Here is a 23,531-nt window from a genome sequence, read left to right as displayed (position 1 = left end):
CTTTGGAGCTGACAAACTTGACATACTCTTGTTCTGTTTTTACATCAGCCGCTTTTACTTCGGCAATCATGTTATCTAGAGCCGAATTGGCAGAGTATATTGTTTGGTTTAGCTGCTCAGTAAGCACCAATGTTAAGCTCGAGATCTGCGAAGAGCGATCATCTATTGTGTTTTGCCGCAATAAATAAAACGATCCTACTGCGCTTAAGATAAAGATGAGCGCTAGAAATAATGCGCCAATTATTATCCGTTGCTTATTGAAATTAAGAACCATATTTGATTGTAGCTTCTGAAGGGCGAGAAGTTGGTAATTTGCGAATATCGTCGTGAGGTGCGGCAATTAATCGGTGCTGATACATAAAGCATCAAACTAGGAAGACATTTATAGTAGAAATAAACTACTCTATTAATAGAAGTCTGTGTAGACTGATTGACTCTGCTCCGGAATTATCACCCGCCGCCAGCGCTTGTCGGGGAGCTTATCGTGCGGATGTTAAATCTAGTCAGTAATTTCATTATTTATTTCAGTTACTTAGCCTAAGCCCATGCCCGTATTGAATTGATCCCTCAGTATTTCGCAGGTGGCGTTGACCAAAGTCCGATTTGTGCCGATGTCATATAAATTACAAATACTGTTATGGCGAACACCCTTCAATCGCTGTACCAGTGATATCAAGACATTTTCGCAAATATTTTTGACCTATCGGAACAAGCTTTTTCAATCGTTTTTTATGCACACCCTTTCCACTTGGAAATTGATTGCATACGGCTGCAACTTCAGCCTCAAACTCTGCTGTCGTAGACTCAAAATTCTTTCCGAGTTGGTGATCCGGGTCTAATATGTCAAAAGCCACAAACACTGGTGCTAACCTTTCGATAATTCGGCTTGGAAAATCCTCAATCGTGCTGCATACAGGTCTGATATCCCCTATGAACTCTTGCTTTCCGTTAAGCAGTTCGCTACTTAATTTGTATTCCATGTATTTATGGATCTCTTGGGCATGATGTTTAGCTAGTCTGACCTTTCCTTCTATGGGTTGGCAGGCAATCTCAAACTCTCGCCATTTTTTCTGTTTCAGTGATTTTTGACCTTTATAGTCTTTGCAAAAGTCTTCATAATTGCATGTCGGTAGCTCCTCAGAATCCCCCAGCCTTGCGGCCACTCTTGCTGCAATAATTTTTTCTTTGTCAATCATTTTTCTGTTCCTATAAATTTCCAATAACGTTGATTTCGGCTGGCATTAGTCCAGCTACGCTTATGTTTAAACCCATGCTTTCGTAGTAGCTGAGCCACTTCTTGCAGTGCAGGGCGAGTTCGGTATTTTCCAGTGAGGGATGCTAGTTTGATGACTTCTGTAGTCGTGTGCGGCCTTTCTAGCTGCGCTGGAGTTAGCGATTGAATCCACTGCACTAACTTTTCCTCTAGTGTGTATATGGGTGGGGTTTTAGGTTTTACTGAGGCGCTCTTTAGATTAGATTTCTCAACCTCTTCTTTTAGGCGTTGAATCTGAAGATATAGCGGCTCGTTAATGAGTGGTGGCAGCATCTGGTTATCTGACATGATTGCCCTATCCAAAATGTCCAAAACTAGGATTTATCAACTTTATGGTCTTGGTCAAATGTCCAAAATGTCCATTCCACCTATATAAGGTGGAATATTTTGACTGTGATTTTTTTGACACTAATCTAGCCATACCACCCCCTCATCATTCTCAAGAGCACCATTCAAGTGACCACCATTAATAAGCCCCTGAATAATGGCCCTTGCTCTATTTCCCCGTTGATTGGGCTTGGTAGCTGTTAGGGTTGGCTTAATGATGTCGATAGCACCTTCAACGCTTATTTTGGGAGCAAGCCTTAATTTTTCCTTAATTGCCTTCAAAGCATTCTTTTGAATTGCCCCACTTGGTTCGGGTTTTGTGAATACTAGATTGTGATCTTGCTCTACTACGCAGGAGGTGATTTCATCGCCATCGGCATCTAATCCCAATTTAATTACTTTGAGAGTAAATCCGCGACAAATACCATCCTTTCCATCTTTCGATTTTTCTAGTAACCAGGATTTTTTATCACCCCCTGTAACCTCTATATTGGCATCCAGCGCAGCTTTGAGACTCGAGTGGCCTCGTAACCCCTGGGCTGCATTCTTGCCTGTGTGGTGGATGATGATTACCAATCCATCGGTGAGCTCTTGGAGTAGCTTTAAATGCGCAATGTTGTTGCTCATATCAACCGAAGAGTTTTCATCTGACCCTGGGCTTGCTTGATTGAGTGTGTCGATCACAATAACCCCATTACCCATGTTCTCAGCATTAATTTGATTGGCTAGCTCGACTACCTCTCCTTTAGTTTTTAAATTGAAGTTATCAGTAATGATTTTTAAATTAGCTAGTGGCACTGAGCCATTTTCTTTTTGCCAAGCAGCAATACGGGTTCTTAAGCCTGACTTACCTTCTAGGCCTATGTAAACAACAGGTCTATTCTTGACCTTAAATCTAAACCAGTAGTCTTTGTGTTCAATAGCCGTCATCAGATCGAAGGCTAGAAATGATTTTCCACAGCCGCTGGGGCCATAGAGTGCAGCTAAGCCTTTTTCCGGGAGGATTCCTTTTACAATCCATTCGGTACTTGTAATTGCTGCTAGTTGATTGGGGCTTAAGAGATTAAATTTACCCCTAGTTTGTAAGTTGCAACCCCCATTCCCCTTGGCAGATCGAATCTCAGCTACTCTTTTGTAAAGTGAGCTGATAGTGATTGGGTTTTTATGGCCAATATTGTAGGAATACCATGCCTTTTCAAAGCCTTCATCGGTATATCGTGCACTTTGTTGTGACCATGAGCGAGCTATATCTTTCCCAGAAGACCAGTTAAGACTTTTGATTGCCCAGATACTCGCCAACCAATAATCAACAGCGGGAGTGTTTTGAGCATCATAAAAACTGCCAGTTCCTCTACCTACATCGGGTGATAGGTCGGCTAAAGCAAGCTGTAATTTTTCGATTTCCTGAGGGGTTTCGGGTGGCGTGCATGCGAATGAGGGCATTGCAAGGTGGGGGGTGTACCCAGTTAAGTATTCAGGGGTATCGCCAAAACTTTGGATGGCCTGACTGCCCGCTAGAGATTCGAGCATAGAGCTTGTAATTTGTATCATGACAATACCCTTGCCATACGATATGGCCTATCTAAAGAAGCCTTGCCCTTGTAGGCAATGGTTCCGGGTACTTTGGTAATGCGTGAAGCATTAAATACACAAGTATCTATTTTTACTATGCTGGTATCAAATCGGTTTGCCAATTCTTTGAGGCTACTTTCGACTAATCCCTTGTGCTTAGCGTCATTGGGTAATTGACCAAGCTTGTAATAAAGGTGGTAGCCATTTCCGCTAAGCACTTTTATGGGCTCGCCCCATCCTTCCCCAGCTAGGTAGGTAGATATATCTTCGCTTAGTGAGTGGGCGGCTTCTAGTTCTGCTTGGTTAGCAGGTTCCTTGCTCGCTGTGGCTCTATCAATATCAATTAGAAGTAAATCACGATGAGCAATATCCTCATCTTTAGCTGACTGGCCGTTAAATGACTCTTTGATGGGGTTCATCACAACATAAATGTTGTACCCCACTTGATTTAGCTTGATTGCCTCATCTTCAAAAGCCTGTTGGAGCGTATCAATATCAATAAACTGGTCTGCCCTATAAATTTTTGTGATGGGTGACTTATTGGATGCTATCGCTCGTAGCTCAAGGATGCTATTTGGGCTAACTGTTTTAAAGATCCACAGATTTTTTATTTCGGTTTGTTGGTTGTTGTTCATTTGGACACTTTCGATAAAAGGGTGTCCTAGTATTTCTGAGTTTATTTTTTAGCTCAACAAGCCTTTTCCAACTATTTACGTTTGTACCAATTTGAGATGGTTCGAACGGTTGGTTGCGATTCGCCATCACCTCGCTTATCCCACTCATTCAAAATTATTTTTGAGGCACCCGTTACTGATAGGTTTTTGGTAGCAATTCTTTTGGCTAAGTCTTGATTTTTGCCCCATACCTTTTGGGCACGTTCAGTTGCCTTTTTTACCGTTTCTCTCGCCCCTAATTTTTGACCGATTGATAATGCTTCATGCGCCTTTTTCCAGTTGGCTAATATTTTTTGTTCGTAGCCGTCTGTACTTTCATCTTGTAACGAAGCATATTCTTCGATTAATTCTTGGGGAATAGTGGGGCTAAATTTGGTGTAAAGATCCCTGACGATTTTTTTGTAAGACTCAAAAATTTCATTTTGCTCCTTAGTTTGCTGAGGAGTCATTTTTAGAGCTGGCGGGCATGCACTTAATATTTCATCAATACGCTCTTTTTCAAGAGTTTTTAATGATTTTGGTCGACCACGTTTTTTGCTTGAGGGGTTCATACTTGCTAAAAATTCTACCCTGCCAGCTGATTACCCAAGCTTTTGTGCGAGAAGTTCTGGGTTTGGATGATAGTAGCGCTTAAGCATTGCAAGGCTCTTATGGCCGGACACGGCTGATAGTTCAATCAAGTTAGGTAGCTTCTCTGCTAGATGTGTAATAGCCATATGTCGCAAGTCATGGAATCTAATGTCCTTCACTCCAGCCTGCTTTCTTGCTCTATTAAATGCTTGTGACACTACCTCGTGAGTAAGCGGAAAAACTCGCCCGTCTAAGTTACGTGGTATCTCAGTCAAAATTTGAATCGCATGGGTTGATAGCGGTACCGTTCTGCTGGTACCATTCTTGGTTAATGGCAAATATATTGTTTGTCGTTGAAGGTCTACATGCTCCCAGCGCAGCCCCAGTAACTCACCTCTACGCATGGCAGTTTCAAGCGCCAGCTTTACTAAAGGCAGCATCCATATCGAACGCCGCCCAGTGGGTCTCAAGGCTTCAAATAAGGCACTCGTTTCGGCTGCATCTAATATACGGCTTCTACCCTGTGGGTTTTTAGGTCTCGCTACTAGTGCTACGGGATTGATAATATTGATTCCCCATTCTTTACGAGCATGGGTGATGATTGAGGAAAAGTAGGATAACTCTCTGATGACCGTTGCTGGCGCTATTTCTTTAAGGCGCTCATCCCTGTGTTTTGCAATCTTTTGAGGGGTTAGGCTCACCATGTTTAGTTTTGCTATTGGACGCCTTGCTAGAGCCTTCAAACGAATGAAGTCGGCCTTGCCCCCACGCATAGTGGGCAATACTTCAGCTATATAACGCTCGATGATTTCAGCAAAAGTAGTGCGTTCAGCCAGCACAAGGTTGGTATAACTACCTTTTTGCATTTCGACTTCAACCTGCTTTGCCCAGCGCTCGGCATCGACTTTATTAATGAAGGTTTTACTTAGCGGAGCGTGACCTTGAATTTGAACTCGTGCTTGCCACTTACCGCTTCGGTTGCGAAATGTTGCCATTTACCTCTCCTTGGTAGGACAGGATTAGGCCAAGAGTGTTTTTAGTCTCTCGTTATTGTTTTATAGGTTAGTCACTAGTAGGTCGCCTTCCACTCCCCAGACTTGCCACCACTCTTTTCGAGTAGATGTACATCACCCACCACCATGCCTCTATCAACCGCTTTGGCCATGTCATAAATTGTGAGGAGGGCTACTTGGACTGCAGTCAGGGCTTCCATTTCGACGCCGGTTGGGCCAGTAGTTTCGGCCCTGACTTGGCAGGTGATACTGCTGGTGTCTTTATTGAGGGTAAATTCGAGGCTTACGTGTGTCAGAGCTAGTGGGTGACAAAGGGGTATCAAGTCCGACGTCTTTTTGGATGCCTGAATGCCTGCAATTCGGGCAATACCTAAAACATCCCCCTTTTTGTGAGTGCCTGCCTCAATCATGCTGAAAGTCTCTGGCAGCATAGTGATTCTGCCTGTAGCAATGGCAATCCGATGGGTATTGGGCTTGTCTCCAACGTTGACCATATGGGCTTGGCCACTGGCATCAAAATGAGTTAGTTTGTTCATGGGATAAGTTTTACCATATAGGGATGCAAGTCATAAAGACATCACAAAAATCAGCGCTATTTAAGCGAGTTTTGGCTGGCCAGCTCATTCTGAGCTTGGCTTGTCCTAGTGCGGGTTTCGTCTATGCAGCTGGACCTGCACCCTCCTCGGCAACAGGGGATGTATCGGTCCAAGGTGAGTCAGCGGCTTTGCAAAACCTTGGTAGAGCGGTTCAGTCGCCTGATGCTCGCTCCTCGAATCTGCCATCACGGAACGTACCCCAAACTCAACCAAGCTTTGTGCTTCCCGATATGGGTGATCCTGGTGGCGATAGCTTAAGTCGTATGGATGAGAAAAAATATGGCGAGATGATCATGCGCCAGATTCGTCCGGATGCAGATTATTCGAATGATTTGCCGATCTATGATTTTTTAAACCAAATGGAGCGACGCCTATTGCAAGCAGCAAAACGTTTGCAATTGGGTGGTGCTAATGAACAGGGTAGTGGCGCTTATAACTTTGAGGTATTCGCGGTTAAAGACAGTAGTATTAACGCGTTTGCATTGCCTGGTGGATTTATCGGTTTTCATACGGGATTGCTGGTTAGCGCGGAGACTGACTCTGAGGTTGCTTCGGTGATGGGTCACGAGACTGGTCACGTTTTGCAACGCCACCTAGCGCGGCAAATGGATAAGCAAACGACCAATACTATGATTGCCCTTGCCGGCATATTGTTGGGCGCCTTAGCTGCCTCACGTAATCCAGGCGCAGCTTCGGGTCTGATGCAGGGTGGTCAAGCGGTGGCGGTCAATAACCAGCTCTCCTATTCAAGAGATGCTGAGCGCGAAGCGGATCGTATTGGCTTTCAGATTCTGGCGGCGAGTGGTTATGACGTCAATGGCGCACCAGGATTTTTCCAGCGTTTACAAAAGGCGACTGGGATTATGGATAGTGGCGTGCCATCCTATGTGCGTACCCACCCCTTAACCACTGACCGTATTGCAGATATGCAAGATCGTGCTCGTAATATCGCCAATAGAAACGTACCAACGGCAATAGAGTTTTATTTCATCAAGGCGCGAGCTCGTATGGAGCAGTCCGGAAACTCGAGTCAGATGTATGACTTAAAAAATACCTTTGAGGCTTTAAGTAAACAGTCGGACCCAGGAAAGCAGTTGGAAGGTTTTTATGGGCTCGCGCTGGTAGCTCAAAAGCAGGGTAAGTTTGATCAGGCTGCAAGTTACTTACAGCAAGCGCGCAATCAAGTCAATAACGCTAGTGCACCAGGATCGCCCATTCAGCGGCAAAGTCTCTCTTTAGACATTACCTCTTCCGAGCTGGCATTAGCTAGAGATAAAGGTGATGAGGCCCTGCAAATTGCTCAAGCGACTTTAAAGGCTTACCCACAATCTTATGCTGCTGGGGCAGCGATGATGAATGCCTATCTCAAGCTTGGTCGCAATAATGACGCCATCACCTGGTTAAAGGCTCGTACTAGGTTGCAGCCCAATGAGGTCGTATGGTGGACCATGCTATCGAATGCTTATGACCAGGCAAAGAACGTACCAATGCGCCATTACGCTCTTGGAGAAAAGTATGCGCTTGAGGGTGCTTGGCCATCTGCCATTGAGCAACTTAAGATTGCTAGATCTTCTGGTGGAGCAGATTTTTATCAGGCCTCTAGCATTGATGCGCGCCTTCGTCAGATGCAAAAAGAATATCAAGAAGAGCTGAAGGAGCAGGGCAAAAATATGCCCAGTTGATTAATTGCTAGGCACTTTCACAAAGTAAAAGCGCTCACTCAGTTCGGCTGAGTGGATGGGCTCGATTGGCAAATATTTTCCATTCCATAGCCAGGAGCCTCTAAAACTACAGGCATCCTCCAGCACTTTCGATTGATCTGAGAATAGATCTAAATCATGATCATGTAGTAGTGCAACTGATAGGGTTTCAGTTCTAGTAAATACTGCGCTATCGATTTGATCAGAGAGTGATTGCGCAATGATTCCAGTAATGTAAATATTACCTTTTTCATCACTCAGGGCACCCTGCGGTTTTATCTCTGTGCCGCACTGGGTTGAAAGCTGAGGGCCGCTTGCGGTGGGAATGATTCTGGCAATGAATGGCGTGGCATCCAATGTAATAAAAACCCGTTGAGGCCCGTTCTGAAAAAAATATCTGCCAGAGGAATCGCAAGCGTAATTTCTGGAGATGAATTCATTGAGGGCTGCATGTTGAATGACACTTCCTGCTAATTGATTGGCTTGCGCGAATTCATCTCGCATGCGCCATTGACCGCGACGATCAAGTGCCAACCAACCGAAGCAGTGCGGAACATTCGGCCACTTAATCAGCGATCGTAGAACTTGCTCATCCATGAGGTGGTAATCTTTGCACCACTATGAATTAATGTAATCCATGTGGAGTTGAAGGTGCATCAAAAGTATCTTCAGTTGAATGACTTGCATGTAGGTGGGCAATGCGCCATCCTTGACTATCTTGTAATAGAACTAAGGTGATATTAATGAAGAACTCCGCCTCAATTTGATCAGCACGCAGATGAACTGCTTCAGTGGTGTCATAGATGGCAGCACCTAAAACTGAATGGCTAATACAGGCAATGGGTTCTAAAAAGAGAGCCTGCTTAGCTAGGAGGCGCTCTAGGCCAGCTCGAATTTCTGCATGACCACTTAGGCGTTGACCTTCTGGTAGTACGCAAGTAATTGAGTCATCATCTAGCCAGATTGCCAGAGCACTTTTAACGTCACGATGTTTTAAGGCATCACGCCAAGCATCCACCACTTCATCGGCATTATGAAAAAGTCTGGCTAGTTTTGGCATGGCTTACTTTCAGGTGACTTAGATTGATGCGAAATTAATGAAGATTCTGAATGGCTTCTAGTACATTGCCTGGCGAAATACCTTTTAAGCATTTGAGATGCCCTAGTGGGCACTCTCTTTTATGGCAAGGGCTGCATGGCAAGTTGAGATAGATGATCTTCGCTTTGTCAGACAGTGGTGGTGTGTGGTGCGGATCACTGGATCCAAAGATCGCCACCTGAGGAACCTTTAATGCGGCGCCGATATGCATTAATCCAGAATCGTTGCTGATTAGCGCCTTACTCATGCCAATGGTTGCAATCGCTTCATCAAGTGAAGTTTCTCCACACCAGTTCTGAATTTGTGCAGTGTTTGTCACCTGAGAAATAATTTCCTCGCCTAATGCGTGATCACTCTTACCACCTAAAAGAATGACGTGTGCATTTGGTTCATTTGTAGTTAGTTTCTGCGCAAGGGTAGCGAAGTGCTGAGTAGGCCAGCGTTTTGTTACGCCGTACTCAGCACCAGGGCAAAATACATAGATCGATTTTTCGTTAATTACATTTGCTTGCAGCTTCTTACCGACTGATTGCTTGGCCGCAAGAGAGATGTTGAGCTTGGGATCTGCAGGCTTGATGGCACCAATCTTTTCTGAATGATCCATGACATTGCAGAGCGCAAGGTAATGATTTGCCATTGGAGGGCGATCAATCTTGCTGGGGTTATCTAAGGCAAGATTAATTAGCCCAAAGCGCATCTCTCCTCGATACCCAATCCGTAGCGGAATATTGGCAAGCCAAGGAATGAGTGCGGACTTCAAACTATTTGGTAGTACAAAGCAAGCATCATATTGATTTAATTCCAATTGCTTTGCGAGTTGTTTGCGTAAGCCCCATTGCAACTGCTTATGCTCTAGGCGCGCTTCAATGACCTGATGAACTTCTTCACAGGCGCGATAAATTGGCGCGACCCAAGGGCTTGCTAAAACATCAATCTGAGACTGCGGGTAAAGAATTTTTAGATTTGCCAGGAGCGGCTGGGACATTACGGCATCGCCAATCCAGTTGGGGGCGATGATCAGAATACGATTCATATAAGGTATCCCGACACAGCACCCCGCTTTGGGGTGCTGGTAGGCTTAGTGCCCGTGGGGCTCGGTACCAGGAATGAGTTTGTACTCAGTGCCGCAATAAGGACACTTTGCTTCACCCATCTTAGCAACATCCAGGAATACACGTGGATGTGAATTCCAGCTGGGTGTTTTATTGGTTGGGCAATGTAAAGGCAAATCGGTATTGCCATTAACCATTACAACTTGAGCGTCACTCATTCTCTGAATTCCTATTACTTAACGTAAGTTAACCAAGACTTGTATTTATCGCTTCTACCGTAGACCGCATCAAAGTAGGTCTTCTGGATTTGCTCGGTAATCGGACCGCGCTTACCGTCACCAATGGTGCGATCGTCCAACTCACGAATTGGTGTAACTTCAGCGGCAGTACCAGTGAAGAAGGCTTCATCTGCTGAATACACTTCATCGCGAGTAATGCGCTTCTCACGCAACTCATAGCCAAGGTCTTTAGCGATTTGCATGATGGAGTTACGGGTGATGCCGTCTAAACAAGAAGCTAGATCAGGCGTGTAAATAATGCCGTTATTTACGATAAAGATGTTCTCGCCAGAGCCTTCAGATACATAACCCTCCGTATCAAGCAGGAGGGCTTCATCGTAGCCATTGGCTGTTACTTCTTGGTTGGCCAAAATGGAGTTGATGTAATAACCAGAAGCCTTGGCACGAACCAGTGAAGAGTTCACAAAGTGGCGTGTAAATGAGGAGGTTTTAACGCGAATACCCTTATTAATGCCATCCTCGCCCAGATACGCACCCCATTCCCAAGCAGCGATTGCTGTGTGGATGCTATTGCCTTTTGGGGAGATGCCGAGTTTTTGGGAGCCGATAAAGATAATTGGGCGAATGTAGCAAGATTCCAGCTTATTGCTATTAACCACCTCAATAATGCCGTTACTGATCTGCTCAGGAGTCCAAGGCATGCTCATCTGGAAAATCTTGGTTCCATTGAATAAGCGCTTAACGTGCTCTTGAAGGCGGAAAATGGCGGTACCTTGGGGGGTTTTATATGCGCGAATACCTTCAAATACACCCATACCGTAGTGGAGACTGTGCGTTAGCACATGAATATTGGCCTCACGCCAGGGAATAAGCTTCCCATCGGACCAAATAAAGCCATCGCGGTCGGACATCGACATTTTCTCTACCTTTTAAATATGTAATAAATTGGGTGATTCAATTCGGTAAAACAGGGTACCAAGCCAATGGGAACCCCTAGGCCTGGAATACGTCTCAGCCTTTATTGTAGAGCAGGGAGCGTGACGGGGTAGTCCAATTCCCTTGGGGTCTAAAGCCCAGACGATTTAGAATGGAGCATTCCCCACAAACCACTAAATTTGCCCATTCTCATGCCGGAAACTCTCTTTAAAGTAAAACGACTAAGTGAACTAGCTGCGGCAGGTCTTCTCAAGGGAAAACGGGTTTTAATCCGTGCTGACCTCAATGTCCCTCAGGATGATGTGGGCAATATCACGGAAGACACCCGCATCAGGGCCTCGATGCCGGCAGTGCAAATGTGTTTAGATGCTGGCGCAGCGGTCATGGTGACCTCCCACTTGGGGCGTCCAACGGAGGGTGAGTTCAAGCCCGAGGATAGTTTGGCGCCAGTAGCCGATCGGATAGCAAGCCTTTTGAATCGCAAGGTCCCTTTAATTAGTGATTGGGTCAATGGTGGTTTTGAAGTGAATCCAGGCGAATTGGTATTGCTAGAAAACTGTCGTCTTAATGTCGGTGAGAAAAAGAACAACGATGAGTTGGCCAAGAAGATTGCCGCTCTTTGTGATGTTTATGTAAATGACGCTTTTGGTACTGCCCATCGTGCTGAGGCAACTACCCATGGTGTGGCTAAATTTGCCCCGATTGCTTGCGCTGGTCCTTTGATGGCTGCAGAGTTGGATGCCTTGAGTCGTGCTCTAGCAAGTCCTAAGCGTCCATTGGTGGCGATTGTCGCGGGTTCCAAGGTGTCTTCAAAGCTGACCATTCTGAAAGCTTTGGCTGATAAGGTAGACGAGTTGATTGTTGGTGGCGGTATTGCCAATACTTTTATGTTGGCTAAAGGCTTGCCAATTGGTAAGTCACTGGCAGAGCCAGATTTGGTTAATGATGCTCGAGAAATCATGGAGATTATGGAAAAGCGCGGTGCGCATGTTCCCATTCCTGAGGACGTCGTGGTTGCGAATGAGCTCTCTCCGTTGGCACGTGCGAACCGCGTACCTGCAGATCAAGTTGCAGAAGACGACATGATTTTGGATATTGGCCCTAAAACTGCTGCGCGCTTATCTATTATGTTGGCGCATGCCGGCACGATTGTGTGGAACGGTCCATTAGGCGTATTTGAGATTGACCAGTTTGGTGGTGGCACCAAGATGTTGGCAGCAGCAATTGCCCATTCACCAGCTTTCTCGATTGCAGGTGGTGGCGACACCTTAGCAGCAATTGCAAAGTACGGTATTGAAAATCAAGTGGATTACATCTCTACTGGCGGTGGTGCTTTCTTGGAATTTTTAGAAGGCAAGACCTTGCCAGCCTTTGCAGTATTGGCTGAAAGAGCGAAAGACTAAATATGTTGAGAGCAACAAAGATCATTGCCACATTAGGGCCTGCATCAGAAAAGCCTGAAGTATTGCGCGAGATGATTCGTGCAGGCGTGGATGTTGTGAGAATGAACTTTTCTCATGGCACTGTTGCTGACCACAAAGCGCGTCACGATTTAGTACGAAGCATTTCTGCGGAAGTTGGCAAAGAGGTTGGCATCATGGCCGATCTTCAGGGCCCAAAAATTCGCGTAGGTAAATTTGTTGATAGCAAAATTCTCTTAAAAGAAGGCGCGCAATTTATTCTGGATGTTGCGTGTGAGCTCGGTAATCAAGAGCGCGTGGGCTTGGATTACAAAGAGCTGCCGCAAGATGTCAAACCTGGCGATCGCCTCTTATTGAATGACGGCTTAGTTGTTCTTCGTGTTGAAAGTGTTAAGGGTGGAGAAATTTTTACTCTCGTCGAGCAAGGCGGACCGCTTTCTAATAACAAGGGCATTAACCGTGCTGGCGGGGGCTTGACTGCACCAGCGCTGACAGAAAAAGATATCGCCGATTTGGATGCTGCGATTGCGATGGGTGTAGATTTTCTAGCAATCAGTTTTCCAAAAGACGGTGCAGATATGGCCTATGCTCGCAAGCTAGCAGATGCAGCTAGTGCAAAGCATGGCGTTGGTAAAGTTCGCACGATTGCGAAGGTAGAACGTGCTGAAGCGATTGAGCCCGATGCGCTCAATAGCATCATCGCAGAGAGCGACGGCATTATGGTTGCCCGTGGCGACTTGGCGATTGAGGTTGGTAATGCCGCTGTTCCTGCTTTGCAAAAACGCATGATTAAACTCGCGCTAGAGGCTGATAAATTTACAATCACTGCGACGCAAATGATGGAGTCCATGATTAATGCTCCAGTACCTACACGTGCTGAAGTAAGTGACGTAGCCAATGCGGTATTAGATGGTACAGATGCAGTAATGTTGTCCGCAGAGTCCGCTGCAGGTATGTATCCTGTCCAAACAATCAAGGCGATGGCCGAGATTTGTGTTGAGGCGGAAAGGTCAGATCGTGTAAAGCTAGATACAGATTTTTTAGATCAAACCTTCGCACGCATTGATCAAACGATTGCTTTGGGCGCGTTATTTACAGCGCATCACCTCAATGCCAATGCTATTGCTGCTTTGACTGACTCAGGATCTACTGCGGTTTGGATGAGTCGTCACAATATTCATTTGCCTATTTTTGCTTTAACTTCAAAGATTGCAACTCAGCGTGCCTTGAGCACTTATCGCAATGTATTCCCCATCGGCTTAGATTACACCAAACAACGCGATACTGCCTTGCAGGAGGTGGAGGATTGTCTGAAAAAGTTAGGGGCGGTAAAGACGGGTGATGTAGTGGTGCTGACTTCGGGAGAGCCGATGGGTGAGCCTGGTGGTACCAATTCACTCAAGATTATTCAGGTGAAGTAATTCATTTTTAAGATTTGTATTCAAACTATTTATCACTAACATTTTTAATTAAGAGACCATCATGGCTTTAGTATCTTTACGACAACTCTTGGATCACGCCGCTGAAAATGGCTACGGCTTGCCAGCATTTAACGTTAATAATTTAGAGCAAGTAACGGCGATTATGGAGGCCGCTAATGAGGCAGATTCTCCAGTGATCATGCAAGCCTCTGCCGGTGCTCGAAAATATGCTGGCGAATCATTCTTGCGTCATTTGATTTCAGCTGCGGTTGAGGCTTACCCACATATTCCAGTCGTAATGCATCAAGATCATGGGCAAAGTCCAGCGGTGTGTATGGCGGCCATTAAGAGTGGCTTTACTAGCGTGATGATGGATGGCTCCTTAGAGGCTGACGGGAAGACGGTTGCTAGCTATGAATACAACGTCGATGTATCTAGAGAGGTGGTGAAGTTCTCTCACTCCATTGGAGTTACTGTTGAAGCGGAGTTGGGTGTTCTCGGCTCGCTAGAGACAATGCAAGGCGATAAAGAGGATGGTCATGGTGCCGATGGCAAAATGACGCGCGAGCAATTGTTGACAGACGTTGAGCAAGCGGCTGACTTTGTAAAGGCTACTCAGTGTGATGCCTTAGCTATTGCGATTGGTACTAGTCACGGCGCCTATAAATTTACGAAGAAGCCTACAGGCGATATTTTGGCAATTGAGCGCATCAAAGAAATTCACACACGGATTCCGAATACGCATTTAGTGATGCATGGTTCATCGAGTGTTCCACAAGAGTTGCTCGCGGAGATTCGTGAGTTTGGTGGCGATATGAAAGAAACTTACGGTGTGCCTGTTGAAGAAATTCAAGAAGGCATTAAGAACGGTGTACGTAAGATCAATATTGATACTGATATTCGTTTGGCGATGACTGGCGCAATTCGCCGCTACCTGTTTGAAAATCCAAGCAAGTTTGATCCACGCGACTATCTGAAACCTGCGCGTGAAGCAGCCAAGAAAGTGTGTATTGCGCGTTTCAATGCTTTTGGTTGTGCAGGCCAAGCATCAAAAATTAAGCCAATTCCCCTAGAGAAAATGGCTGAGTTGTACAAGAGTGGCAAATTGGCCCAGATCGTTAAGTGAGATAAATATGCCAGCTTTGTACGCCACTTCTATTAAGTCCTTGCCTTTGCTCTCCAAAGGAAAAGTGCGTGATGTATACGCGCTAGGTGATGACAAGCTACTCATGATCACTACCGATCGCTTGTCTGCCTTTGACGTAGTCATGGGTCAGCCGATTCCTGAGAAGGGTATTGTGCTCAACCAAATGGCCAACTTTTGGTTTGACAAGTTAGCCAAGGTAATTCCGAATCACTTGACAGGTGTTGATCCTGAAAGCGTTGTCCCAGCTGATGAAGTTGATCAAGTTAAAGGCCGTGCAGTAGTTGCTAAGCGACTGAAGCCAATCTTGGTTGAAGCGGTAGTGCGTGGTTACCTGGCTGGTAGTGGCTGGAAAGATTACAAAGAGACTGGCAAGGTCTGTGGCATTGCATTACCAGAAGGTTTGGAAAATGCACAGAAGTTGCCTGAGCCTATTTTTACTCCTGCAGCTAAAGCAGAAGTGGGTGAGCATGATGAAAATATCTCCTTTGAAAAGGTGATTGAGATGATTGGTGAGAAGTTGGCCAATCAGATTCGTGAAGTCAGCATTCGTTTGTACAAAGAGGCTTCTGAATATGCTGCTACTCGCGGGATCATCATTGCTGATACCAAGTTTGAATTTGGCTTGGATGATGCCGGTCAGTTAGTGTTGATGGACGAAATCCTCACTGCCGACTCTTCTCGCTTTTGGCCTGCCGAAACCTACTATGTGGGCGCAAACCCCCCTTCCTATGACAAGCAATTTGTGCGTGACTGGCTCGAAACAGCCTTGGTTGATGGCAAGCCTTGGCCAAAAACAGCCCCTGCGCCTGCTTTGCCATCGGACGTGATCGATAAAACAGCAGAAAAGTACCGTGAAGCACTTGCTCGCTTAACTAAAGTCTAATTTCCTGGGGCCCTAAAAAGGCTGGGATAATAAGTCCTTAGATAGATTAACGATGTAGATCAGGGCATTTGGAGAGGTAAATGAGCAAAAAACCAGTAGTTGGAATAGTAATGGGATCCAATTCAGATTGGGACACCATGCAGCACGCTGCTCAAATGCTGGAGCAATTTGGTATTGCTCACGAGGCTAAGGTGGTTTCTGCTCACCGTATGCCAGATGACATGTTTGCCTATGCAGAAAATGCATCTAAAAACGGGCTAAAGGCGATTATTGCTGGTGCTGGTGGCGCTGCGCATTTACCAGGCATGTTGGCATCCAAAACAATTGTGCCTATCTATGGCGTTCCGGTTGCTAGCAAATATTTACGCGGCGAGGACTCTCTGTATTCCATCGTACAAATGCCTAAGGGCATTCCAGTGGCGACATTTGCGATTGGTGAAGCTGGTGCTGCCAATGCAGCTTTGCATGTGATTGCCAATTTGGCAGTGAATGATCCTGCGTTAGCTAAACAGCTAGAAGAGTTTCGTTCGAAGCAGTCTGATACTGCCCGCTCCATGAATTTGCCGGGATATTAATCAGATGGCAGATCGTTTGGAGCCCATTTTGCCGGGCTCGTATTTAGGAATTTTAGGTGGCGGTCAATTGGGGCGGATGTTTACACAGGCTGCTCAAGCCATGGGGTACAAGGTCTGCGTTTTGGATCCTGGATCAGATAGTCCCGCTGGCTCCATTGCGGAAAAATTTATTCAGGCAGATTACACCGACTCCGCGGCTCTAAAAGAGATGGCGAGCATTTGTAAATCTGTTAGCACTGAATTTGAAAATGTCCCTGCTCAAGCTTTAGATGGGCTCGAGTCTTTGGGTGTCTTTGTGGCGCCTCGCAGCAGTTGCGTATCTCTGGCTCAAAACCGCGTTGCCGAGAAAAAGTTTTTAGCTACCTGGAAAGCAGAAACCAATATCGGTCCTGCGCCTTATTTTGTGCTTGAGCATGATGCAGATATTGCATACGTTCCCGCAGATCTATTTCCTGGCATCTTGAAAACTGCTCGTATGGGTTATGACGGTAAAGGTCAAGTTACTGTTTACGACTCTACCAATTTAGTTTCTGCTTGGGCTGAATTAGGTAAGGTACCTTGTGTTCTTGAAAAGCGGATGGATTTAGATTTTGAGGTATCTGCTTTGGTGGTGCGTGGATATGATGATGCAGTAGTGGCGTATCCTGTTTCTCAGAACATCCATCGCGACGGTATTTTGCACACTTCTACTGTGCCAGCGCCATCACTAAAACCTGCTCAAGAGAAAAAAATTATTGAAGCGGCTAAAGCGCTCATTCGGAAGATCGACTATGTTGGTGTTTTGTGTGTAGAGTTTTTCGTGTTGAAGAGTGGCCATATCGTTGCAAACGAAATTGCTCCGCGTCCGCACAACTCGGGCCACTACACCATGGATGCTTGTGTCAGTAGTCAGTTTGAGCAGCAAGTCAGAAGCATGGCTCGCTTGCCATTAGGCGACACCCGCTTGCTAGCACCGGTCTCTATGCTCAATCTCTTGGGAGATCTTTGGTACGAAGGTAGTGAAGATAAGGCAAGAGAGCCTGCTTGGGATAAGGTACTCTCTCATCCGGATGCCAAATTGCACTTGTACGGCAAATCTGAACCACGCATGGGCCGTAAGATGGGTCACATCAATTGTTTGGGTGAGTCAATTAACCAGGCTCGCCAAAATTGCGCAGCTGTCGCAGTTGAATTAGGGATCGAGCCCTAGAAATGTCTACTGATAGTAGCGCGCTGCAATCATCTGCGGTAATTAACGAAGCGGTACAAACGTTGCGAGATGGTGGCTTAGTCGCCTTTCCAACCGAGACGGTTTATGGCTTGGGGGCAGATGCAAAGAACCCGGATGCAATCAAGCAGATTTTTGCTGCCAAGGGCAGGCCTTCCAATCACCCGTTAATTGTTCACTTAGCAGCCCCTGACAAGTTTGATCAGGCGCAAGTCGATTGGGTTCCGGTTCTGGCGCCCTGGGTAAGAGATTTGTCGGAAGATGCATTAAAACTCATCAATGCTTTTTGGCCGGGTCCACTAACCCTGGTCTTTAAAAAAGATAAAAGCGTTTTAAACGAACTTACAGGTGGTCAGGATACCGTGGCCATACGCGCACCCGCTCATCCTATTGCACAAGAGCTATTGCGTAAATTTAAGGGTGGGGTTGTTGCTCCATCAGCCAATCGTTTTGGTAAGGTTTCTCCAACCAGTGCAGCCGATGTCCGTAGCGAGTTTGAAGGTATGCTGGATCTGATGATTTTGGATGGCGGCGATTGCGAAGTTGGAATTGAATCGACCATCATCGATTTATCTTCAGGTGAGCATCCGGTCTTATTGCGCCCAGGGCTCATTACTCCAGGTGAAATTCTTGCTAAGACGGGTATCAAAGTCTATTTACCTGGTGAGCTCAACTCAACTAAGCAAGACGATGGCTTGCCAAGGGTCTCCGGCAGTCTGCGTGCCCATTACGCCCCGACAACCCCATTAAGAATGTACTCATCAGGCAGAGTCTTGGATGCACTCAGTGAGTTTCCGGATATCAAGTCACGGGTAGCTGTTGCGGTATGGGACTCAGATTCTGCGCTAGGAGAGGATGGTCACCCATCAGTGCATTTTGAGGAAGTCATTGTGCCCAGTGATAGCGCTACATTTGCAAGTCGTTTATATCGCTCTTTGCGAGATTTGGATCAGCAAGGTTGGGATCTTATTCTGTTTCCAGAGCCACCAGTAGGGGAAGAGTGGGATGGCGTTCGAGACCGTCTTCAGCGTGCATGCTTTGGTTCCGGTCCGTCATCAAGTAGCCACGCCAGTAGTTGATCATGCGCCTCTAAACCTTTCCAAGCATTGGGATGGTTAATGAATGAGGTCACCGCATACATTTTCCCAGACTTACTCATCACGTAGCCTGATATTGCTCGAACATCAGCAAGTGAACCTGTCTTGATTCGGACTTCAGGTTTTTTCTTCAAATGCAGAAATTTTCGTAAATGCGTCATGAGGCGATTGCGCATCGTGCCGTCTTTGCCGGCAATCGGTAGACTGTTGTAAAACATATCCGCTATGGATAGGTTGCGAGCTGCAACTAATAATTGCGTCATATGCTCAGCAGAGATTGCTTCATTGCGAGATAGACCAGAGCCATTTTCAATCACGAGTTCTGGAAACTGAAGCCCCAACCCCTTTAGCCAGCTCTGAATTACAAGCTCTCCATTTTCAGTAGTTGCTGGTTTACCCATCTTCTCTAAAGCTAGGGTTAGCATGAGTTGTCTGGCCATAACGTTGTTGGAATACTTATTAATATCTTGTACGTCATCAGCCAAAGCAATGCCCTCAAACTGCAGCAGCAGTCGCGCTGCTAGTGGGACGGCGCCAGAATTTCCGATAGGTGTTTGAGTCCAGGATCCGCCAGCTAATTCCCAGGCAGCAGCGAACCCTTGCGTCAGAAAGGTATTGGCATCCAAAGCAACAACGTTGTAGTTCACTGCTTTGCAAGTATTCGGAAACCTACCAGAGAACTGTGCAGTGAGGAGTAGGTTGGTAGCAGTTCCATTACCCTCTGGATCTAAGTTAAAGTGAATATTACTTTTCCAGCTATCGCAAGATTGATCAACCAATTGCATTTGGTTGATCACTTTGAGTTGAGAGAGAGGTGGCGTATAGCTAATGTCAATAAAGTCTGCAGTGCGCGATTTACCAAGCTGAAATGAAAGGGTCCTAAAGGCGTATAGCAGGGGATCGGGTGGTACGTTATAGGCGCGCAATGATTCGCCATCAATAGTGTTGGGCTCCATGACGTTAGGCGCATAGGCACTTCTATCAAAAAATAGATTCCCATCAATTATCTGGATGCCCAGGTTTTGTAGGGCTTTCATCATTTTGGCGAATTCTTCGGGGACTAACTTTGGATCGCCGGTGCCTTGCAAATACAGATTGCCTTTGAGGACCCCTTGGCGAATAAGTCCATCGGTGTAGATGTTTGTACGCCAACGATATTGAGGGCCCAATACATCTAAGCCACTGAGGGTGGTGACCAACTTCATGGTGGAGGCGGGGTTCATCGCTTGTTTAGAGCGCCAATCTACTTCAGTTTTTGCCGTAACTTTCCCTGGTCGACCTGGTTCAATTTCTGCTACTGAAATACTGATGGCCTCTTTGGGAATTTGACTCTTTTCAAGGCTAGCAGCTACAGCTTTCGGAATGTACTGAAGGGCAGTTTCTTGGGAAACTAGATCAGCGGAATGCGCCCATGGACTGAGCAGCAGGCAGGTAAATAGGCTGGCCAGTAGGAGGGTGGTAGCAAGCAAAGAGTTTCGAGTATGCATTCCCTATAGGATAAACCTTAGCGCTCAAGATCTTAAGACTACTCACAATTACTCTCGATATCTTTTCTTGCAAGCCTCGATAGTTTGGTTTTGTTCTTCTAGTATTGCGATGAATCGCTCAATACGATCTAAAAGGGGGCCGCTGATTTCAAGATCTTGGCAGGCTTGGACGAATTGAGTAGCCTGCAGTAGTTGTGCACCACCTTTGACTTTATGAACCAGACTCTGAAATTGCATTTCATTAAGCCGGGTTTGATTATTGTTTGGACGTAATTGCATCAATGCGTCCAGATGAACTTTTTCAATCCCTTCCAAGACCACGATGATTTGATGGGGATCGTCTTTGATCAGATTGGAGAAGGTGTCAAATGAATAGGGCTCATCAGTGCAGGCGGAATGTTGGCTGGATTCAAAATAGCGCATGAGCTCATTCTCAAGAGCCCCCAAGCTCAGTGGCTTGATGAGAACGCCATTCATACCAGATGATAAAAATTGATGACGCGAATCTAGTGCGTAAATATCCGCTGTGACACCAATGATGATGAGGTCACGATTGCCTAGAGATCGAATTTCTTTTGCTAGCTCAGAGCCTTGCATCCCGGGCATAGATTGATCGGTCAGCATGAGATCAAAATGATGATCCTTCATGAGTTCAAGGGCGGCGATAGCGTTCTCGCAAATGTAGGTGTTAATTCCCAATGCCTCTAATTGTAGGGATAAAATTTGGCGACTGGCCGGATGATCTTCAACTACTAAAGCATGAATGCCACAATTTTTCCGCCCCGGCCTTTTAGAAATCAAGCTTCTAAATGATGGTGTAAGCGAGTCAAAGCCTGCAGCCTGTGGAGCAGCAACACTGGTTCTGGGAAGGGCCACCGAAAAGTGAATATTGCTTCCAAAGCCTGGTGCACTCTCAAAATAGAGATGGCTATTCATGGAGCTTACCAAGTGATTGGTGATAGTGAGGCCAAGCCCTGTTCCCCTCTTTTGCTCGGATACGTAAGATTTTTGGGTGACAGGCAATTGTTCAAAGGCTTGCAGTGCCAATTTGATTTGATCGCTGCCCATGCCCACCCCTGTGTCGATGACTCTGAACTCGAGTAATTGGCCCGCATGATCATCTGCAAGGACGGTGATGGAAAAGTACACCTCACCCTCGTTAGTAAATTTAATTGCATTACCCGCATGATCATCTGCAAGGACGGTGATGGAAAAGTACACCTCACCCTCGTTAGTAAATTTAATTGCATTACTGAGTAAATTCTGCAGAACTTGTCGCAGACGCAAGGCGTCAATCATGAGTACTTCGGCTATTCTGGGGTCAATTGAGGTGTGGAGTAATAGCCCTTGTTTCTTAGCTACTGTTGAAAATGCCGCATGAATATCCATAATCAATTGATGTGGATTGCAAGGTTCTAAATTGAGTGTGAGCTTGCCAGCCTCAATCTTAGAAATATCCAACACTTGATTGAGCATGCCTAAAAGAGATTCAGCTGATGCTTGGGCGCTCTTTAATAAAGGTTTATCTTTCTTGGGAAATTGCTCGCTACCCAGCAGTAGTTCTTGAACGCCCAAGATGGCATTCATAGGCGTACGAATTTCATGGCTCATGGTTGCCAAAAAAGCAGACTTGGCAGCATTCGCTTTTTCAGCCAACTCCTTAGAGTTCAGCAACTCAAGAGCTGCTTGCTTCTGATAAAAATACTTTCTTTGCAGTTGGTAAAACATTACCCCGCTAATAATGAGGACAAAGATGGCGCTTAGCCAGGGTAGTATGGATGATTGTGATCTGGGCTGCTCCCCAAATGCAAAGAGTTGGCGCGATGCAATAGGATCTAGATCATCAAGAAAGTGGCTTAATACATTATGCAATGGGGTATCTTGATCTGAGATGAGCCAGCGATAGGCAAAAGGATCGCGACTATATAAACCATCTATTTTTAAGTCTGAATTTTGGTGCTCTTGTATTAGCTGCCGCGCTAAGCGAATAGGCATGACCAATGCCTCGATATCACTTTTAATAAGGGACTGAATTAAGCTATTAGGAGACTTTGCTTCCTTGCCCCCGCTGTAGCTATTCACACTGGCAGGTGCATTCTCAAGGCCTCGATCGAAATAGCCGATCTTTATATTAGGTGAGCTCAGCTTACCTGAGGACTTGGTGACGACAGCATCATGTCCCCAGAAGATGGCTTCCGATAGGGAGCCGAATTGTAAGACGTGGTCATCAATATTTGGCGGATCGATGATGAAATTGACTTCGCCTTTACTCAGTTGCTTTAATCCCTCTGGATCTGACTTCCTCCATACCGGCACGTATTGCTGTCGTGTGCATTCTTCAATCTTTGACAGCAGTGCTTTAAAGGGCCCTAAACCCTCTCGACCATTTGACGGTTCGAGATAGGGTGCATATTTTTCATGAATGCTAAATCGAACGACTGGATGGGCATCGATCCATGATTGTTCTACAGCACTAAATGGGCCGCCATGAGCCAGTCCTCCGTAGATGTAGCAGAGCGCTAATACTCTGTTCAATGTGAATCGATGCATGCTGGATTTAGCTTTCGATGATGTTGTTTATGCGGCAGAACAAGATCAAGTCAGCAATATTGTTAATGCCTAGTTTGTCAAAGACCCTGGTCTTATAGGTTGCCACTGTCTTATTACTAATGTGCAATAAGTCCGATATTTGCTGATTGGTATTGCCTTTTCCGAGATACTTCATGACTTGCAGTTCTCGATCCGATATCAGCGCTAATTTGTCGTTATCGCTCAGAGAGGTGTTGCCATTTTTCCCATGCGTGAAGAAGGTATATCCCTGTGAGATGGCAACGCAGGCTGCCAGAATGACATCCGCTCCAGCCGTCTTATTCACAAAGCCATGTGCACCTAAGGATCGCACTCTGCCGCCATAGACTGCTTCATCTAAGCTAGATAACACCAGAATTCGAACTTCTGGATGCATCAGGCCAATCCGACGTATCACATCAAAGCCATCGGTCTTGGGCATATCCAAATCCAAGATCACCATATTGGGATTGACTTCTTTGATTGAGCGCAGGCACTCTTCACCATGTTGCGCTTGTCCTGCTATCTCAAAAAGCAATTGATCCTGCAACATACTTTTTAATGCCATCAGCATAGCTGGATGGTCATCTACCAACATCACGCGTTTTCTCATTACTTGTCTCCGTTTAGGTTTTTATGAGGGTGCAGCGAAAAAATGGCCTTAGCGATACGGC

The 23,531-nt window shown here is 45.9% G+C and carries 23 protein-coding genes and 1 pseudogene; 8 read left to right on the top strand and 16 right to left on the bottom strand.

Annotation, left to right across the window (positions count from 1 at the left end; all coding sequences use genetic code 11):
* From B7X71_RS03410 to moaC, 8 genes and pseudogenes are all read right to left on the bottom strand, one after another.
* Positions 1-274, bottom strand: a pseudogene (locus B7X71_RS03410) (GGDEF domain-containing protein); the annotation flags it as partial.
* 361 nt (positions 275-635) lie between these two features.
* The gene (locus tag B7X71_RS03405) at positions 636-1,196 is read right to left on the bottom strand and encodes a hypothetical protein (protein ID WP_293597439.1); all 561 of its coding nucleotides are present in this window, start codon (positions 1,194-1,196) and stop codon (positions 636-638) included.
* On the bottom strand, positions 1,193-1,561 hold the full coding sequence (locus B7X71_RS03400; protein ID WP_293597438.1) for a hypothetical protein: 369 nt from the start codon (positions 1,559-1,561) through the stop codon (positions 1,193-1,195). Before B7X71_RS03400 ends, B7X71_RS03405 begins: the two co-directional genes overlap by 4 nt.
* Before the next feature lie 120 nt (positions 1,562-1,681).
* On the bottom strand, positions 1,682-3,151 hold the full coding sequence (locus B7X71_RS03395; RefSeq protein ID WP_293597437.1) for an AAA family ATPase: 1,470 nt from the start codon (positions 3,149-3,151) through the stop codon (positions 1,682-1,684).
* Positions 3,148-3,807: a hypothetical protein gene (locus tag B7X71_RS03390; RefSeq protein WP_293600197.1), complete on the bottom strand. Its 660-nt coding sequence runs from the start codon at positions 3,805-3,807 to the stop codon at positions 3,148-3,150. Before B7X71_RS03390 ends, B7X71_RS03395 begins: the two co-directional genes overlap by 4 nt.
* A 71-nt stretch (positions 3,808-3,878) precedes the next feature.
* A complete protein-coding gene (locus tag B7X71_RS03385) occupies positions 3,879-4,397 on the bottom strand; it encodes a hypothetical protein (RefSeq protein WP_293597489.1) in 519 nt (172 codons plus the stop codon).
* A 30-nt stretch (positions 4,398-4,427) separates the two neighbouring features.
* A complete protein-coding gene (locus B7X71_RS03380) occupies positions 4,428-5,411 on the bottom strand; it encodes a site-specific integrase (RefSeq protein ID WP_293600196.1) in 984 nt (327 codons plus the stop codon).
* 74 nt (positions 5,412-5,485) lie between these two features.
* Positions 5,486-5,965, bottom strand: coding sequence for a cyclic pyranopterin monophosphate synthase MoaC (gene moaC, locus B7X71_RS03375; RefSeq protein WP_293597487.1), 480 nt, complete (start codon positions 5,963-5,965; stop codon positions 5,486-5,488).
* A gap of 23 nt (positions 5,966-5,988) precedes the next feature.
* Between moaC and B7X71_RS03370 the strand changes: the two genes are divergently transcribed.
* On the top strand, positions 5,989-7,707 hold the full coding sequence (locus B7X71_RS03370; RefSeq protein ID WP_293597486.1) for a M48 family metalloprotease: 1,719 nt from the start codon (positions 5,989-5,991) through the stop codon (positions 7,705-7,707).
* Here the strand turns inward: B7X71_RS03370 and B7X71_RS03365 are convergent, their stop codons facing one another.
* The 5 genes from B7X71_RS03365 to B7X71_RS03345 are packed head-to-tail and all read right to left on the bottom strand — an operon-like array spanning position 7,708 to position 11,032.
* Positions 7,708-8,322: a DUF2946 family protein gene (locus B7X71_RS03365; protein WP_293597485.1), complete on the bottom strand. Its 615-nt coding sequence runs from the start codon at positions 8,320-8,322 to the stop codon at positions 7,708-7,710.
* Between the two features lie 28 nt (positions 8,323-8,350).
* Positions 8,351-8,785: a nuclear transport factor 2 family protein gene (locus B7X71_RS03360; protein WP_293597484.1), complete on the bottom strand. Its 435-nt coding sequence runs from the start codon at positions 8,783-8,785 to the stop codon at positions 8,351-8,353.
* A gap of 34 nt (positions 8,786-8,819) precedes the next feature.
* Entirely contained in the window at positions 8,820-9,857 is a 1,038-nt protein-coding gene (gene waaF, locus B7X71_RS03355) for a lipopolysaccharide heptosyltransferase II (protein ID WP_293597483.1), read from the bottom strand.
* A gap of 45 nt (positions 9,858-9,902) precedes the next feature.
* Complete coding sequence (locus B7X71_RS03350) at positions 9,903-10,094, bottom strand: zinc-finger domain-containing protein (protein ID WP_293597482.1); 192 nt, start codon at positions 10,092-10,094, stop codon at positions 9,903-9,905.
* A 14-nt stretch (positions 10,095-10,108) separates the two neighbouring features.
* Positions 10,109-11,032, bottom strand: coding sequence for a branched-chain amino acid transaminase (locus B7X71_RS03345; RefSeq protein WP_293597481.1), 924 nt, complete (start codon positions 11,030-11,032; stop codon positions 10,109-10,111).
* Between the two features lie 210 nt (positions 11,033-11,242).
* Between B7X71_RS03345 and B7X71_RS03340 the strand changes: the two genes are divergently transcribed.
* The 7 genes from B7X71_RS03340 (at position 11,243) to B7X71_RS03310 (ending at position 18,784) form a co-directional block, all read left to right on the top strand.
* Positions 11,243-12,454: a phosphoglycerate kinase gene (locus tag B7X71_RS03340; RefSeq protein WP_293597480.1), complete on the top strand. Its 1,212-nt coding sequence runs from the start codon at positions 11,243-11,245 to the stop codon at positions 12,452-12,454.
* Between the two features lie 2 nt (positions 12,455-12,456).
* Positions 12,457-13,893, top strand: a complete 1,437-nt coding sequence (gene pyk, locus B7X71_RS03335) for a pyruvate kinase (RefSeq protein ID WP_293597479.1) — start codon at positions 12,457-12,459, stop codon at positions 13,891-13,893.
* Between the two features lie 61 nt (positions 13,894-13,954).
* The gene (fba, locus tag B7X71_RS03330; RefSeq protein WP_293597478.1) at positions 13,955-15,019 is read left to right on the top strand and encodes a class II fructose-bisphosphate aldolase; all 1,065 of its coding nucleotides are present in this window, start codon (positions 13,955-13,957) and stop codon (positions 15,017-15,019) included.
* Positions 15,020-15,026: 7 nt separating this feature from the next.
* Complete coding sequence (locus B7X71_RS03325; RefSeq protein WP_293597477.1) at positions 15,027-15,923, top strand: phosphoribosylaminoimidazolesuccinocarboxamide synthase; 897 nt, start codon at positions 15,027-15,029, stop codon at positions 15,921-15,923.
* 80 nt (positions 15,924-16,003) lie between these two features.
* Positions 16,004-16,498 carry a 5-(carboxyamino)imidazole ribonucleotide mutase gene (gene purE / locus B7X71_RS03320; RefSeq protein WP_293597476.1) on the top strand — a complete coding sequence of 165 codons (495 nt, stop codon included), beginning with the start codon at positions 16,004-16,006 and terminating at the stop codon, positions 16,496-16,498.
* Positions 16,499-16,502: 4 nt separating this feature from the next.
* A complete protein-coding gene (locus B7X71_RS03315) occupies positions 16,503-17,687 on the top strand; it encodes a 5-(carboxyamino)imidazole ribonucleotide synthase (RefSeq protein WP_293597475.1) in 1,185 nt (394 codons plus the stop codon).
* A gap of 2 nt (positions 17,688-17,689) precedes the next feature.
* Positions 17,690-18,784 carry an L-threonylcarbamoyladenylate synthase gene (locus tag B7X71_RS03310; protein ID WP_293597474.1) on the top strand — a complete coding sequence of 365 codons (1,095 nt, stop codon included), beginning with the start codon at positions 17,690-17,692 and terminating at the stop codon, positions 18,782-18,784.
* Here B7X71_RS03310 and dacB read toward each other — a convergent pair.
* Genes dacB through B7X71_RS03295 form a run of 3 tightly spaced genes read right to left on the bottom strand, consistent with a single transcriptional unit; the run spans position 18,730 to position 23,470 of the window.
* A complete protein-coding gene (gene dacB / locus B7X71_RS03305; RefSeq protein WP_293597473.1) occupies positions 18,730-20,289 on the bottom strand; it encodes a D-alanyl-D-alanine carboxypeptidase/D-alanyl-D-alanine-endopeptidase in 1,560 nt (519 codons plus the stop codon). The genes B7X71_RS03310 and dacB overlap by 55 nt on opposite strands.
* A 48-nt stretch (positions 20,290-20,337) precedes the next feature.
* A complete protein-coding gene (locus B7X71_RS03300) occupies positions 20,338-22,839 on the bottom strand; it encodes an ATP-binding protein (protein ID WP_293600195.1) in 2,502 nt (833 codons plus the stop codon).
* 7 nt (positions 22,840-22,846) lie between these two features.
* Positions 22,847-23,470 carry a response regulator transcription factor gene (locus B7X71_RS03295; RefSeq protein ID WP_293597471.1) on the bottom strand — a complete coding sequence of 208 codons (624 nt, stop codon included), beginning with the start codon at positions 23,468-23,470 and terminating at the stop codon, positions 22,847-22,849.
* Positions 23,471-23,531: the final 61 nt, after the last annotated feature.

The organism is Polynucleobacter sp. 39-46-10 (genome assembly GCF_002282275.1).
Note: the sequence above shows the minus strand (reverse complement) of the source record. Positions and strands in the feature narration are given on the sequence as shown.

What these genes read in the sequence shown, in the direction of transcription:
- B7X71_RS03405 (WP_293597439.1), bottom strand. Translation starts at nt 1,196, where the DNA reads ATGATTGACAAAGAAAAAATTATTGCAGCAAGAGTGGCCGCAAGGCTG.
- B7X71_RS03400 (WP_293597438.1), bottom strand. Translation starts at nt 1,561, where the DNA reads ATGTCAGATAACCAGATGCTGCCACCACTCATTAACGAGCCGCTATAT.
- B7X71_RS03395 (WP_293597437.1), bottom strand. Translation starts at nt 3,151, where the DNA reads ATGATACAAATTACAAGCTCTATGCTCGAATCTCTAGCGGGCAGTCAG.
- B7X71_RS03390 (WP_293600197.1), bottom strand. Translation starts at nt 3,807, where the DNA reads ATGAACAACAACCAACAAACCGAAATAAAAAATCTGTGGATCTTTAAA.
- B7X71_RS03385 (WP_293597489.1), bottom strand. Translation starts at nt 4,397, where the DNA reads ATGAACCCCTCAAGCAAAAAACGTGGTCGACCAAAATCATTAAAAACT.
- B7X71_RS03380 (WP_293600196.1), bottom strand. Translation starts at nt 5,411, where the DNA reads ATGGCAACATTTCGCAACCGAAGCGGTAAGTGGCAAGCACGAGTTCAA.
- moaC (WP_293597487.1), bottom strand. Translation starts at nt 5,965, where the DNA reads ATGAACAAACTAACTCATTTTGATGCCAGTGGCCAAGCCCATATGGTC.
- B7X71_RS03370 (WP_293597486.1), top strand. Translation starts at nt 5,989, where the DNA reads ATGCAAGTCATAAAGACATCACAAAAATCAGCGCTATTTAAGCGAGTT.
- B7X71_RS03365 (WP_293597485.1), bottom strand. Translation starts at nt 8,322, where the DNA reads ATGGATGAGCAAGTTCTACGATCGCTGATTAAGTGGCCGAATGTTCCG.
- B7X71_RS03360 (WP_293597484.1), bottom strand. Translation starts at nt 8,785, where the DNA reads ATGCCAAAACTAGCCAGACTTTTTCATAATGCCGATGAAGTGGTGGAT.
- waaF (WP_293597483.1), bottom strand. Translation starts at nt 9,857, where the DNA reads ATGAATCGTATTCTGATCATCGCCCCCAACTGGATTGGCGATGCCGTA.
- B7X71_RS03350 (WP_293597482.1), bottom strand. Translation starts at nt 10,094, where the DNA reads ATGAGTGACGCTCAAGTTGTAATGGTTAATGGCAATACCGATTTGCCT.
- B7X71_RS03345 (WP_293597481.1), bottom strand. Translation starts at nt 11,032, where the DNA reads ATGTCGATGTCCGACCGCGATGGCTTTATTTGGTCCGATGGGAAGCTT.
- B7X71_RS03340 (WP_293597480.1), top strand. Translation starts at nt 11,243, where the DNA reads ATGCCGGAAACTCTCTTTAAAGTAAAACGACTAAGTGAACTAGCTGCG.
- pyk (WP_293597479.1), top strand. Translation starts at nt 12,457, where the DNA reads ATGTTGAGAGCAACAAAGATCATTGCCACATTAGGGCCTGCATCAGAA.
- fba (WP_293597478.1), top strand. Translation starts at nt 13,955, where the DNA reads ATGGCTTTAGTATCTTTACGACAACTCTTGGATCACGCCGCTGAAAAT.
- B7X71_RS03325 (WP_293597477.1), top strand. Translation starts at nt 15,027, where the DNA reads ATGCCAGCTTTGTACGCCACTTCTATTAAGTCCTTGCCTTTGCTCTCC.
- purE (WP_293597476.1), top strand. Translation starts at nt 16,004, where the DNA reads ATGAGCAAAAAACCAGTAGTTGGAATAGTAATGGGATCCAATTCAGAT.
- B7X71_RS03315 (WP_293597475.1), top strand. Translation starts at nt 16,503, where the DNA reads ATGGCAGATCGTTTGGAGCCCATTTTGCCGGGCTCGTATTTAGGAATT.
- B7X71_RS03310 (WP_293597474.1), top strand. Translation starts at nt 17,690, where the DNA reads ATGTCTACTGATAGTAGCGCGCTGCAATCATCTGCGGTAATTAACGAA.
- dacB (WP_293597473.1), bottom strand. Translation starts at nt 20,289, where the DNA reads ATGCATACTCGAAACTCTTTGCTTGCTACCACCCTCCTACTGGCCAGC.
- B7X71_RS03300 (WP_293600195.1), bottom strand. Translation starts at nt 22,839, where the DNA reads ATGCATCGATTCACATTGAACAGAGTATTAGCGCTCTGCTACATCTAC.
- B7X71_RS03295 (WP_293597471.1), bottom strand. Translation starts at nt 23,470, where the DNA reads ATGAGAAAACGCGTGATGTTGGTAGATGACCATCCAGCTATGCTGATG.